Source organism: Gloeotrichia echinulata CP02 (genome assembly GCA_038087035.1).
Taxonomy (GTDB): Bacteria; Cyanobacteriota; Cyanobacteriia; order Cyanobacteriales; family Nostocaceae; genus Gloeotrichia; species Gloeotrichia echinulata.
In genome coordinates, this window is record CP051187.1 from 2,712,686 (window position 1) to 2,725,845 (window position 13,160).

Sequence of the window (13,160 nt, forward strand, 5' to 3'; positions counted from 1 at the left end):
GTAAGATTTAGCTCAATAAAAGTTAATAATCACAAACTTTTATCCTAAATATTAAACTTTTGTAAACTCTTGCGAGTTGGACGACCGATTTTGTGAAGTAAACGTAACCTAAAGTCTTGCCAGTCAGAAAATCAATGGGATTATCATTCTCTGAATATCGCCTAGCCGGAATAGTCAGTTTAATATTGCTGCTTGACAGCATTGTCTCTCCCTCTTTCTCCCTATCACCCCATCACCCCACCACCTCACCACTCCACCACTCCCAACTGGCACAATATGGCAATCAAACAGCCACAAACTTGTTAAATCAGGGGTTACAGGCGATTCAGGCGGGTAGAGTACAAGATGCGATCGCCGCTTTTCGTCAAGCCACTCAACTAGATCCCACATTTGCACCAGCACACTATAATTTGGGTTTAGCATTGCGACAAATTGGACAATTACAACCTGCTGCAGATGCATTTTATCGAGCGACTCTAGCCGATCCCAAATTTGCCCCCGCTTTTGCAAATTTAGGCGGAGCCTTGTTAGAAGGGAATAATTTACAGTTAGCTAACGATTATTTACAAAGGGCGATTGAACTGGATTCTCAACTAGGTTTTGCCCACTATAATTTAGGTTTGCTCCGAGAGCAGCAACGAGATTGGGAACGGGCAATTGCAGCTTTTAAAAAGGCGATACAATATAGTAATAATGCCCCAGAACCTGCCTATCATTTAGGGTTAGTTTACCTGCAACAAGGCAAAATTGATCAAGCAAAAGAAGCTTTTCGCAAAGCATTAAAAATTAATCCAAATTATCCAGAAGCTCACTATAATCTTGGTTCGATTTGGTTGAGTCAAAAAAAACTGCCAGAAGCCTTGGAGTCATTTAGAAAATCAGCCACAGCCAACTCCAACTATCCCAACGCCTACTATGGTGCAGGGTTAGTTTTTATGCAGTTACGCCAGTATCCAGAGGCGGCGCAAGTATTCCAATATGCCAGAGATTTATATAATGCCCAGGGTAATAGTGAATGGGCAAGAAATGCCAATCAATTGTTACAACAAGCACAAAATTTAAATTACCAACCTAATTACCAACCTCGCTGAGGCGCGAATTATTCACATTGCGTAACAATAGAATTATTGGGTGGATTGGCTGGTGTCGTGCGAAGTTCAATTGCAATGGAAATGTACATGAAAAAGCGCTTCAAGAGTCAATTTTTATTTTGCGATCGCTGGTTAGATCGTCATGCAATTGTTCGCAACATGGAAGCCTTCCAAGACTTAATTGTTATTGTCTTGTGTTTAGGTTTATTTGCCGTAATGTTGTTACAATTGTGGGGCATAGCTATTGCTATTACGCAGTCACTAGACTACAAAATAGTGACAGCAAAAATACTATTTGTGTTGATTTTGGTGGAATTATTTCGACTCCTAATGGTTTACTTGCAAGAACATAGTATTTCTGTAGGAGTCGCAGTTGAAGTGACAATTGTATCTGTGCTGCGAGAAGTAGTTGTTCACGGTGCCCTAGAAATTTCCTCATTTCAGACAGCAGCAATTTGTGGTTTACTATTAATTTTAGGTGGGTTACTGGTAGTGTGTGCCAAAACCCCACACATGGATTGCATCAGTGCTAATACTAAGTTGTGCCCAATTGTGTATCAAGGAAACCGAGAACGGCATAACGAGTTGGAATTTCAATATTCACATAATTGTGACGAAAAACTACCTCGCGGATAATTCGGAATAGCCAACAGTAAGCAAGGGGAGTTAGGAGTTAGGAGTGGGTAAGGCCGGGTTAACGAGTAAATCTGTGGGTAGACTACATTCAAAATAAACCCGCCCGTACACAAGTTAGAAATTTCGAGTTATTATTCTCCCCCTCTCCTCTCAATCCTCCCCATCCCCGCCCTTTCTTAAGCTTTTAGGTAGATGAATCATTCTTTTAGGGTGAGTAGAAATTAATTATCAACCTAAAAGCGGGTAAATTTATGACTACTGGTAACGGACATTCTCAAGAGCCTATTAGCAACCTAGAGTATGATTTTATTACCGTGTTGCAGAACAAAGCCCAAGCAGTTAAAGCTTACGAACATTACATCAAAGATGCACAGGAAGTTAACTCTCAGCCCTGTATAGAATTGTTCCAAAAATTGCGGCAATCTGAAATTGAGCAAACACAAGAGATTCGCCACCATCTGCAACAAGTAATGCAACACGGTAAAATGTAAAGTTGCTGATCGAGAAATAGCAAGCAGTATTTGCTATCAGCTAGGCTGACTCTGGGCTGCTTGCTGGACTTGTTCCATACTCAAATCCAAAGCTTGTGCGATTTGTTCTACACTTAAACCCAATGCCAATAATCGGGGTACAGCTTCTAATTTAGCTTGTAGCTGACCTTCTTGGCGACCTTCTTGGCGACCTTCTTGGCGACCTTCTTGGCGACCTTCTTGGCGACCTTCTTGGCGACCTTCTTGCAAGCCGTCCTGCTTAATAGATTGATACATCCTCGTTTTTTTGAATTCCTCATCAATACCCAACATTGCTGTCAACTCCTCTCTGCTAAGTCTTGTAAATTTGTACAACAGGATAGTTTCTATTAATTCTACAATTTGCTTTTTGGTCTTTTCATCTGTCAGTTCGCTTCTAGCCTGCAAGATTAATTGTCTACCCCGATCAACTGCTGTCTCTTCGCTTTCTATAATTAATTGCACAATTGCCAGTTGCATTGAGTTTTCACCCACTGAACCTAACTCATCTAAATAAATGCGTTGGACCTGGGGACTGTCTAGCAATAAGCGATAGGGTATTTGGTCATCTGGGTCTAAATTACGTTGAGGATAGATGACCACAGCACGCCAAAAGTTAACAGATGGGTTTTGGCGCAAGTAAAGAAATATTTCAGCAAAGAACCGTCTATAAAAATTGGTGTCTAGCTGAAACTGGACTTCAGCAAAGTAAAGGGGTTGATGTGTGCTTTGATTTGTGGGAATGAAAACACCATCAATACGGAACGCAGTGTCTTTGAGTTCAACAGACACGAACTCATAAGCGTTGGAATTGTCAGATGTTTCTCCAATAATGGCAAAAAATATACTGGGGAAAGCCTGGAATAAGTTATAGAAAATTTTGTCGGTTTGCACGCTGGTGTTGACGGAGATTAAATTCTTTATTTAAAAAAATATCAAAAAATGGCGATCGCTTATATTTTCGTTTAACGGGACTTCTCTTCACCCCGCTTTCCTAAAGCATTTTAAGTCCAAATTAGTGGCAACTTGTATTAGCAGGATTTTGCATATTCCTTTGGGTATATTTTAAATAAAATTAGCTTATAAAGAGCTAAAATAAGCATTTATTATGTAAAAGCAAAGGCTGGCGTGAATTTAAGCGTTGTAACTCCCGTTCTTTAGGGATAACATGGAAAAGAATTCCGTATCGGCTTTTTATAGTGCATTTGGGGACAGTTATTTTATGGAAATTCAGTTAATCAATATCGGGTTCGGTAACATCGTTTCTGCCAATCGAGTAGTAGCCATTGTTAGTCCAGAATCGGCTCCGATTAAGCGGATCATAACCGATGCAAGAGACAGAGGTCAGCTAATTGATGCAACTTACGGTCGCCGGACTAGGGCTGTAATTATCACTGATTCTAGCCACGTAATTCTGTCGGCGATTCAACCGGAAACGGTAGCGAATCGCTTTGTGGTTTCCCGTGAGCATCAGAATGTAGATAATTAACTAGGGGTGGGTCAAAAGCCCTATCCTTTTGGCACCATATAGCAGTACCATGTGAAATAGACGATTTTTCTGTCACCCGTGCTACAAATTCTTTAGTCAATAGTTGCTTGGGCAACGAACATAAGACTAATGGCTAATGAATAATGTCTATTGATAATTCACAGGTTTAGCGGATGATGCAAGTTCTACCCATCCAGATTGGTGCCACTACTCAAGAATCCCCGCCTCTAGGTAGGCTAATCGTTCTCACCGGCCCTAGTGGGGTCGGTAAAGGAACTTTATTGCGATCGCTCTTGCAGCGTCATCCGGATCTATATTATTCTGTATCCGCGACGACGCGCTCTCCCCGCCCTGGGGAAGTAAATGGGAAACATTATTACTTTATTGCTCGCAGCAAGTTTGAACAATTGGTTGCTCAAGGCGAATTCTTGGAATGGGCGGAATTTGCTGGTAATTATTACGGCACCCCTCGTGAAGCTGTACTTAACCAGGTTCAGTCTGGCAAGTTAGTGGTGCTAGAAATTGAACTAGAAGGTGCAAGACAAATTTGCACTTCCTTTCCTGACGCCCTGACCATTTTTATTTTGCCGCCTTCCTTTAATGAATTGGAAAAACGGATACGTGGTCGCGGACAAGACTCCGAAGAAGCGATCGCCCGTCGTCTAAATCTTGCCCAGGAAGAAATAAACGCTGCAAATGAATTTAATCTTCAAATCGTGAATGACGATTTTGAAACCGCGTTAAATACAATCGAGGCAGCTTTATTTGCATAATTGGGCTGGGGAACTGCAACTGCTGAAAATGAGCAGGAAATAACTAAGGACACATAGAAAGAACTATGGCTTTCTGCGTGTATTTTCCTCTAATAACCCGTTAGGAGGAGGGAGTCAAGAGTTTCCTCACTCCCTACTCCTAACAACTAATTAACCTACCAGACCTTGAATTAGTCCTAGATTAATAGTCAAAAAGTAAGCGACTAGCGCACCACCAATACCACCAATTAAGAAAGCACTGGCGAAATTATTCCAGCCTTCTTTGGAGGTAAAAGCATCCGGAGTATTGGGTACAGTAACACTGGCAAGTGCTTTAGGAGGATTGCTGTTGGCATACAAGGATAGGCACGCGGTGAGAACCACAACCAAACCGATGCTTCCCAATAAGCCAGCTAAATTAGCGCTAGATGTATCCCGCAGGGGACCCAATTTAGCAAACGGACCAAACAGCAAGTAACCGTGAGCTTGGCCAATCTCCAGTCCCCGTCTGAAAGGAGTTAAACCAGGGCGATAGGCAGGTAAGTTATTAATGAACCACTTCACAAAGGGAGAAGAATTAACTGGAGTTTCCAGGTTACCTATCTGGGGATTTCCTCCTGCTGGAAACACAACTTCCCGATTTCTGGGGTCGCTGGCGAGGTTTTTTGATGCATTTACTGCTTGCGCCATATTTTATGTTCGCCTCTAACTCTAAATTAGAATGTCTGATTATCTATTTGAGTGTTGGCTTTAACTAAATTAAGCCAAGGGGCATAATTACATTATTTAAGCACAAAACCACACACTCAAATTGCTAAAATCCAGCTTGCAATTGCTTACAAGGGGTGGAAAAGCAGATCGGGGAAAAAGCGGTTAAATTCAATCAAAATACCCGCTGTAATTGTCAACCAGATGGTAGTGATCACAGGTGCTGTGGTCAGAAACTTCACAAAATGAGATGTTTGGTCGCCTTTGTCTGCCATAGAATTAGTCTCCAAAACAAGTGAATGGGTTAAACAGAATTAGTTAGCGTGGGGAAACAGTGATTTCTGAATCCTTGGCTGTTAATTCGCCGGACAAGAATTCCTTGACAGCTGCTACTGGCCAAGCAAAGCCTGTAGCGATGATTGGTAACGCCACAGCCAGATCGATTTGAATTTCTTTTTGTTCGGTGTCAGATCCTTTCTGGATAGCTTGCAGATAGGCGCGACCTACCCAACCAATCCAACCAGTAATATACAGAAACAGAATGCTGGGAATGAGGAAGTCTCCAGCACGATCAAGACGACCATCAACAATCAAGTGAGGATAACCCTCAGGTCCGCACAGCGCCTGAGAATAACGTTCAAATCGCTTTTTACCACCTTCGGGATCAGCGGTAGTGTTCCGGGCATTTGCTGCCAATTCCTGAAATGCAGGAGAGTCTTTACAAGGTACAAGGTCAGCTCCCAGGGCTTTTGCTTCTGGGGCAAAGTTGAACCAAAGACTCACAGCTAACAGCAAAGCAAACAATCGTCTCATGAAGTTGTTTCCTTTTATTACAAAACAAAAAGTTTTTTGTACAAAACGAAGCGGCTTGTACAATCTTTAATTTGCATAACTAGGAAGTCATCATACTCTTGGGCGGGAACCGAGTAAAGTTTAAGTAAATAAAAGTTAAAGCTTCTCAAACAATTCCCTCTCCAGTAGCCAGTGCTAATTCATGGGCTAGAGTATAAAAAATGCCTAATGTATGATTTCTTACCCCACTATGGGTGTAAGTCCTTCCGCCCCTACTCACTCCTAACTCCTAACTCATTTAACAACTGACAATGCCAACCGTTTTAGCGATAGAGACTAGTTGTGATGAAACTGCTGTAGCGATTGTTAACAATCGACAAGTGTATAGCAGCCTGATAGCTTCACAAATTCCCATCCATCAGCAGTATGGCGGAGTAGTGCCAGAAGTCGCCTCGCGCCAGCACTTGGAAACAATCAATGAGTTAATCGCCCAAGCCTTGGAACAGAGCCATATAGGCTGGGATCACATTCATGGCATAGCAGCCACCTGTGCCCCAGGACTAGTAGGAGCGCTGTTAGTGGGGTTAACCGCAGCCAAAACCTTAGCGATGGTACATAAAAAGCCGTTTTTGGGAGTTCACCACCTCGAAGGTCACATTTACGCAACTTACTTGAGTGAACCGAATTTAAATCCCCCTTTTCTTAGCTTACTGGTTTCCGGCGGACATACAAGCTTGATTTACGTCAAGGATTGTGGTATATACGAAACCCTAGGTCAAACCCGTGATGATGCTGCAGGCGAAGCCTTTGATAAAGTAGCGCGGTTGTTAAAACTGGGATACCCCGGTGGTCCAGTAATTGACAGACTGGCACAACAAGGAAATCCCCAAGCCTTCACCCTGCCATTGGGCAAAGTTTCCCTACCCAGTGGGGGATATCATCCCTATGATGGGAGTTTTAGCGGCTTAAAGACAGCAGTGCTGCGTTTAGTGCAGCAATTAGAGAAAGAACAGGGAGAAGTGCCGATCGCTGATTTAGCAGCCAGCTTCCAAGAAACCGTAGCGCGATCGCTCACCAAAAAGGCGATCGCCTGTGCCCTCGATTATGGTTTAGACACCATTACGGTTGGTGGTGGGGTAGCCGCTAACAGTGGACTAAGAAAACATTTACAAATAGCAGCAACGCAGCATAACCTCCGAGTCATCTTCCCACCCCTCAAATTTTGTACCGATAACGCCGCCATGATCGCCTGCGCCGCCGCAGAACATCTTTCCCTAGGTCATACCTCTGGTCTAGACCTAGGCGTTGAATCTAGACTATCCCTGACCCAGGTGATGAAGTTATATCAATCTGACAAATGACAACTGACAATTGCGCGAACATGACGAGCAACGGCATCGGGTTGTTCTAACATTGCCAAGTGTCCACAATCAGGAATTTCAATCACATTGTCGCCAGAATATTGAAAAAGTGGGTGAAAGCTAGCTAAATGGCGAACATACTTCGGTTCCATCACCTTGTCTTGGGCACCAGCCAAAAAATAAACTGGTTGCTTAAGTTGAGAGACTAGTTCAGGTAAGCGGTTAATTTCTTCCTCAGTCGTCGAGTCTAGGAGCGTTCCCAGAGCAGCTTCAGGGTCAGCCACGACAAAATCAATCACTCGCTGACGCGCCCAAGAGCGCTCTAGCGGATGTACCACACTAGCTCTGGTAAACAGCAAATCAATCCAAGGTATTTGAGAAAGCCAGCGAGGTCGCACTTGTAAAAATCTCTGCCCCGCCGAACGAAACTGCTCAAACGCTTCTTTAAGATAAATGCCACCCCCAGCATTGATACAGATGACTCCCTTAACACAATCAGGCATCTGAGCCGCCGCCTTGAGGGCAATTGTACCTCCCAAGGAGTGCCCAATCAGCCAAGCACTGGTAATATTCATCTGTTGCAGCAGCAAAGCTAAATCCTGAGCATAGGCAGCTGGAGTATAAACAGAATCGAAGGGTGAACCAACTGCACTACTCGAACTGCGATTTAGTTGGACAGAACTTTCTCCCAGACTAAAATCGGTTTCTGGTTGGGACTGAGATTCACCAAAACCCCGTAAATCATACGATAGGCACTGTAAATCTACTGACAGACGGGAAATCACAGGCTGCCAGTATCCACGGCTATTGAGCCAACCGTGGATAAAAACTAAAGCATGGGGGTATGACGTGGGAGCCGTTAGCTCGTATGCGTGTGGAACGCCCAAGATTTCTATGGTTGCCATACCTATATCGTACCCTCAAGGGTGGGTCTGACTCAATACTGCGTAGGATTTGCAGGGGAGGCAGGGGAAGCAGGGGAGGCAAAACTCAACGCCAGCCTCCATTTCTCCCCCTGCTCCAAGAGCTTGCCTCAACCAAGAAATTCCAAAACCTACGCAGTATTGGGGTCTGACTAAATACAGTCACTCCAAACTCCTCACTTTTTTTATTTCCCCAACAACCGTTGTCGCACTCCTTCAGCAATTTTGTGCCCCAGGTATTCAGGAATGAGACTTTCATTTGGTCCCAATAAGTAAAGAATTAACCTTGTACGTCCTCGCCAAACCAGCAAATTAGCATTGACTACTAGCAGGTCTTCCTGCCAGATGGCGTACATCACTTTGTAAAATATTCCTGGTTGATTATCAGCTTCAATTACTAAGGCAGGAAGATGAAAGACTGGATCGACATAGAACTCTGTCTGTACCTGTTCTAAGCCAGCATCAAGATTGAATTCGACTGCCAACATCTCTTCTACCTCAAATCGCCCTCCTAGCGCCTCACGAATGGCGCGACAAACGTTTTCTGCGGTTTTCTCGGTCAAGGCTTTGCTACCACGAGATACCAACAGTTTGATAAACACTAGCATTGGCGGTCGAATCTGACCGTATAGACTTAAACCGTGGATAGTTAGCCCGTAAGCCGCCAGGACACCAAAAATATCGCTGAGGAGAAAAGACTGGTTGCGGTAGGCAAAATGCAGGGCACTTTTGCTACCTTCCGGTTTCAGCTCGATCACCGCGCGTCTGGTTTTATAGAGGCGATAGGCTAGGCGTAAATTTTGCAGTTGAATCTCACTGCTGACAAATTGCTCATAAAACTGGGGAAAGGCTCGGTTAAAGCGCTTTAGAAGTTCCAGTGTCGAAGATTTTAAACCAGAAGCCATCGTTCGGGGTAAGACTCGCTTGCTTTGTTGAACCTAAAGCTCAAGATGGTGTTAAAAACATTCAATCAATTTATCCTCAAAAATGGTAAAATGGTTATTCATACTAGACTAAAGACTGTTGCGTTGTCTTAAACAGGTGAAAAACATCTTAATTGCTACTCATAAACCAACAGGACTTACGCGGCGAGGCTATTCCTGGGCATTGGGCATTGGGCATTGGGCATTGGTTAATTTTTCGGTCTCTATGCCCCATACCCCATGCCCAATCCAAACCCTTGATTTTTCCTAACTCATGCGTAAGTCCTAACCAAGTGGAACCAAAAAAGAAACACTCACCTTGAATGAGCGAGTGTTTGAATGTGGTAACTGCGGCTTGATGATTGACCGAGATTTAAACGCAGCAATCAATTTGAGTCAAGCTGTCAGTTAGACAGTTTTAGCCTGTGGACTGGTTAACGCCGACGTTGCCAGAATGTTCGCTCTTAGCGTTCCCGGAGGGTAGCAGGAAGTAAGCATCAAACTACATAACATGAGTAGATTTGTCTATTTGTGAGTAGTTATGAATAGGTCTTATGTAACGGTATGTCAAAACAAAATGCTAAAGTTGAAAGGAAGTTCTGGCGGCATTGAGAAATGCACCAGAAGCCTACACCCTATTTGGTACTCCAAATCGGTGTAGGTAGTTCACTTATACTACCCGAACCACGTCGGCATGGGTTTTTGGAAAACTTGGTTTAGTACTTCTGACTCTACAGCGACCACTAGAACAACTCCCCTGGAAGAACATACGGGCGAAGTTGGAGGTAAATCTCGCTCCAGCGATCCCTCGGATGCAGCGCGGAGCGCAGAGCGCATCGTTTTCAGCACAGAGCGAGATATCGATCTGTATGAATTAGAGGAACTCTGTGATGCAGTTGGTTGGTCGCGTCGTCCTCTGAGAAAAGTAAAAAAAGCCATTGAGCATAGTTTTCTCGTGGCCACAATGTGGCAAGTGCGAGGAAATCAAAGGCGGCTGATTGGTTTTGCCCGTGCTACCTCAGATCATGCTTTTAATGCCACTATTTGGGATGTGGTGGTTCACCCAGACTTTCAAGGTAAAGGACTGGGTAAGGCGCTGATGAAATATGTCCTGAAAAAATTGAGAAGTGAAGAAATTAGCAATGTCACTCTTTTCGCTGACCCCCATGTGGTAGATTTCTATCGGACTATGGGTTTCATGGCCGATCCAGAAGGAATAAAAGGCATGTTTTGGTATCCTCACTAATCCTCGATCCAAATAAAATGCCTGGTTACGCAAGAGCCAAAAAATCTGATATACTTGTTTAAGTCAACCAAGATTTTGCTAAATCAACCCAAATTTTATTTTCTATATCTTGGCTGGTAGATTCCAAGGAAGTTATGTTAAGATTAAAACCAATCTACTAAAAAGTAGATTGATTGCGCCGGGATGTAGCGCAGCTTGGTAGCGCGCCTGCTTTGGGAGCAGGATGCCGCAGGTTCAAATCCTGTCATCCCGATTTCAAATTGTAATACAGCATCAAGATCCAATTTGATCATAAATTTGGGTCTAAAACCCCGTACTTCTATTAGTCCACCACAGAAACTTTGCTGGGTATAGGTTTTTCAGAGAATTTGAAAATCTGCTTTAGCTGGTAAAGTTACCTTGGTGGACTAATAGGACGGGTTTATGTATTATGTGCTAACATACGACAGTTGTAAATCCTGTCGCTAATGATTGTATAAGAGTTCAAAGTAAAGGAAAAGGAAAAGCACTATGGTGCTATTGATGAGGCTATCCTTACATCTGAATTTATTCAAAATAAGTGTTTAGGCTATTGGATGGATAACAAGGATGTCGGTAGATATGACCTCAATAAATATTGTCCGGTACTGGATCTTGAATTAAACTCAATGGCTCGACAATCTGCTGCCCAAAGGTCAACCAATTTTGGATTTTAGATTGACGATAGCGTAGCGTAAAGCCTACGGCATAGCTTGGCTTAGAGCGACGTAGGAGCGTCTTTTAGATTTTTCCACCCACTAGGGGTCTGCAAGGTACCCCAAAAATCTAAAATCCAAAACTTGTACTGAGCGTTCGCGCAGCGTCCCGCAGGGAAGTCGTTGGCGTAGCCTCTGTCTACGACACGCACTCGCGTTCGTAGAGAAGTATCCAAAATCCAAAATCCAAAATTCGGAGGGTCAAGGTCTGCAATAGCTCTGTTTTACAAAAATTGTAACAAAAAGATTAGCGACAAAAAAGGTTTTCCTCCCTTAATTTATTAGTTTAATGACTCAATTGCCATCTCTAAACTTGGCGATCGCTCGTCTGATAAATACTGGTACTGATAACTTCGCGATTTGGGTGGTGAAGGCGCCTTATCCCAGCGGCTATGTTCTACATGATTGTATCTGGCCTGTAGAACTGTCTCAAATTTGGCTAGAATGGCAACAGATGTTTGCTGGTCAGACTCCTTTAGATATTTTCCCTGGTTCAACGCCTCAAAAGACAAACCCACCACTGATAAATTGGATTGTACCTCCTTCAGGGCAGCCAACTAGTTACAGTAGTCGTCTGATGCAATACTTGGGAATAACTCTCTGGCGCTGGTTATTTGACGGACAAATTCTTGGGAGTCTGGAACGCAGTTGTGGGATTGCTATCGGTCAGCATACACGTTTACGCTTTCGATTAGAAATTCGTGACCCCCATCTGATTGCTCTACCTTGGGAAATTATGCAGCGTGAAGCGGGGCAATCGGCAATCTCTCTCTCCCAAGATATACTATTTAGTCGCACCACTAGTGAAGTAGAGTCACTGCCCTATTTGCGAATAGATCAGGCTTTAAATATCCTCCTGGTTTTAGGAGAAGATAAAAACCTGCAATTGGAACAAGAATCACAAATTTTAGCGCAAACTCTGGCTAATACTGGTGCTGTTGGTAGCAATTCTCCAGCTTATGCACCTTGCATGGTACATACACTTTTGCAACCAACTCCACAGGAGTTGATTCAAGAGTTAGAAACTAAAACATACAACGTCTTTTTTTACGCTGGTCACGGACTCCCAGACCCAGATGGTGGGTTACTGTTTTTGCAGACCCAGATGAATATCAATGGCATAGAATTGGCGCAAGTATTGACCCGTAATGGTGTGAAACTGGCAGTTTTTAATGCCTGTTGGGGGGCACAACCAGCAGCTATCAATAATAAAGCACTGCCCTCTAGCAGTTTAGCAGAAGTGCTGATCCGTCATGGAGTGCCTGCAGTTTTAGCAATGCGGGATAAAATTGCTGACCAAGAAAGCCACAGCTTTATTCAAGCTTTTACCGAAGCCTTGCGATCGCGCCAGCCAATTGATCAAGCTGTAGCGGTGGCTAGGCAAGAGTTATTAACAGTATATAAGTTTAATCAACCAGGTTGGACTTTACCAGTTCTCTACTTACATCCAGATTATAATGGCGAACTGATTAAAGGTTTTGATGAAAGTGTGACCGAGCTACCAGATACTATCATGCCTGGCATAGCTTCTACGGTACCTACAGCCTATTTGCGATCGCTTGCTCCGGGAGGAAAAACTTGGGTATTACGTTCTGGCGTTACCCGCATCGGTCGCACGAAAGATAATGATATCGTCATCCCTGATCCTTCAGTTTCTAGACGCCAAGCCGAAATTCTAGGACGAAATAATTTCATTGGTACTACTCCGGTACGAACCTATTATCTGCAAGATTTATCTTCCTACGGTACAACCTGGTTTTTAAGCTCTAATGGTTGGCAACAAATTCTCCGCGAGGAGGTCCCTTTAAAGTCGGGAATGCAGTTAAAATTTGGTAGCTCGACCAGAGGTGAAATCTGGGAGTTGATTATTGAAGATGCGTGAACTGGGGACTGGGGACACTTCGGCAAGCTCAGTGCATCGCTGGGGATTGGGGACTGGGTACTAGTATTTTTTACGCTGAAAAATTACTTATTCCACTGACTACTTTGCACTGAC

Annotated in this window: 14 protein-coding genes, 1 tRNA gene and 2 pseudogenes; 11 read left to right on the forward strand and 6 right to left on the reverse strand. The window is 43.6% G+C overall.

The window, feature by feature from the left end; genetic code table 11:
• Positions 1–134: 134 nt before the first annotated feature.
• From HEQ19_11960 to HEQ19_11970, 3 genes are all read left to right on the forward strand, one after another.
• Complete coding sequence (locus HEQ19_11960) at positions 135–1,091, forward strand: tetratricopeptide repeat protein (GenBank protein WYM00129.1); 957 nt, start codon at positions 135–137, stop codon at positions 1,089–1,091.
• Positions 1,092–1,172: 81 nt separating this feature from the next.
• Complete coding sequence (locus HEQ19_11965) at positions 1,173–1,727, forward strand: phosphate-starvation-inducible PsiE family protein (GenBank protein ID WYM03367.1); 555 nt, start codon at positions 1,173–1,175, stop codon at positions 1,725–1,727.
• A gap of 251 nt (positions 1,728–1,978) precedes the next feature.
• Complete coding sequence (locus tag HEQ19_11970; GenBank protein ID WYM00130.1) at positions 1,979–2,218, forward strand: hypothetical protein; 240 nt, start codon at positions 1,979–1,981, stop codon at positions 2,216–2,218.
• Positions 2,219–2,254: 36 nt separating this feature from the next.
• Here the strand turns inward: HEQ19_11970 and HEQ19_11975 are convergent, their stop codons facing one another.
• Positions 2,255–3,130: an Rpn family recombination-promoting nuclease/putative transposase gene (locus tag HEQ19_11975; GenBank protein WYM00131.1), complete on the reverse strand. Its 876-nt coding sequence runs from the start codon at positions 3,128–3,130 to the stop codon at positions 2,255–2,257.
• Positions 3,131–3,458: 328 nt separating this feature from the next.
• Here HEQ19_11975 and HEQ19_11980 point away from each other — a divergent pair, with 328 nt between their 5' ends.
• Complete coding sequence (locus tag HEQ19_11980; protein ID WYM03368.1) at positions 3,459–3,725, forward strand: DUF370 domain-containing protein; 267 nt, start codon at positions 3,459–3,461, stop codon at positions 3,723–3,725.
• A gap of 173 nt (positions 3,726–3,898) precedes the next feature.
• Positions 3,899–4,498 (forward strand): guanylate kinase, encoded by a 600-nt coding sequence (gene gmk / locus HEQ19_11985; GenBank protein WYM00132.1) that lies wholly within the window; start codon positions 3,899–3,901, stop codon positions 4,496–4,498.
• A 150-nt stretch (positions 4,499–4,648) separates the two neighbouring features.
• Here the strand turns inward: gmk and HEQ19_11990 are convergent, their stop codons facing one another.
• The 3 genes from HEQ19_11990 to HEQ19_12000 form a co-directional block, all read right to left on the reverse strand.
• The gene (locus HEQ19_11990; GenBank protein WYM00133.1) at positions 4,649–5,167 is read right to left on the reverse strand and encodes a photosystem I reaction center protein subunit XI; all 519 of its coding nucleotides are present in this window, start codon (positions 5,165–5,167) and stop codon (positions 4,649–4,651) included.
• A 146-nt stretch (positions 5,168–5,313) separates the two neighbouring features.
• The gene (psaJ, locus tag HEQ19_11995) at positions 5,314–5,460 is read right to left on the reverse strand and encodes a photosystem I reaction center subunit IX (protein ID WYM00134.1); all 147 of its coding nucleotides are present in this window, start codon (positions 5,458–5,460) and stop codon (positions 5,314–5,316) included.
• 43 nt (positions 5,461–5,503) lie between these two features.
• The gene (locus HEQ19_12000; GenBank protein WYM00135.1) at positions 5,504–5,998 is read right to left on the reverse strand and encodes a Photosystem I reaction center subunit III; all 495 of its coding nucleotides are present in this window, start codon (positions 5,996–5,998) and stop codon (positions 5,504–5,506) included.
• A gap of 290 nt (positions 5,999–6,288) precedes the next feature.
• Here HEQ19_12000 and tsaD point away from each other — a divergent pair, with 290 nt between their 5' ends.
• Entirely contained in the window at positions 6,289–7,338 is a 1,050-nt protein-coding gene (tsaD, locus tag HEQ19_12005; protein WYM00136.1) for a tRNA (adenosine(37)-N6)-threonylcarbamoyltransferase complex transferase subunit TsaD, read from the forward strand.
• Here the strand turns inward: tsaD and HEQ19_12010 are convergent.
• Complete coding sequence (locus tag HEQ19_12010) at positions 7,323–8,243, reverse strand: alpha/beta hydrolase (protein WYM00137.1); 921 nt, start codon at positions 8,241–8,243, stop codon at positions 7,323–7,325. The two genes, tsaD and HEQ19_12010, sit on opposite strands and share 16 nt — an antisense overlap.
• 203 nt (positions 8,244–8,446) lie before the next feature.
• Positions 8,447–9,166 carry a hypothetical protein gene (locus HEQ19_12015; protein ID WYM00138.1) on the reverse strand — a complete coding sequence of 240 codons (720 nt, stop codon included), beginning with the start codon at positions 9,164–9,166 and terminating at the stop codon, positions 8,447–8,449.
• 325 nt (positions 9,167–9,491) lie between these two features.
• On the opposite strand from HEQ19_12015, the pseudogene HEQ19_12020 reads away from it, so the two are divergent.
• The 5 genes and pseudogenes from HEQ19_12020 (at position 9,492) to HEQ19_12040 (ending at position 13,046) form a co-directional block, all read left to right on the forward strand.
• A pseudogene (locus HEQ19_12020) lies at positions 9,492–9,596 on the forward strand (zinc ribbon domain-containing protein).
• A gap of 282 nt (positions 9,597–9,878) precedes the next feature.
• The gene (locus HEQ19_12025; protein WYM00139.1) at positions 9,879–10,430 is read left to right on the forward strand and encodes a GNAT family N-acetyltransferase; all 552 of its coding nucleotides are present in this window, start codon (positions 9,879–9,881) and stop codon (positions 10,428–10,430) included.
• 179 nt (positions 10,431–10,609) lie between these two features.
• A tRNA-Pro gene (locus tag HEQ19_12030) sits at positions 10,610–10,683 on the forward strand.
• A gap of 265 nt (positions 10,684–10,948) precedes the next feature.
• Positions 10,949–11,107, forward strand: a pseudogene (locus HEQ19_12035) (RNA-guided endonuclease TnpB family protein).
• A 355-nt stretch (positions 11,108–11,462) separates the two neighbouring features.
• A complete protein-coding gene (locus HEQ19_12040) occupies positions 11,463–13,046 on the forward strand; it encodes a CHAT domain-containing protein (GenBank protein WYM03369.1) in 1,584 nt (527 codons plus the stop codon).
• The last annotated feature ends 114 nt before the right edge of the window (positions 13,047–13,160 follow it).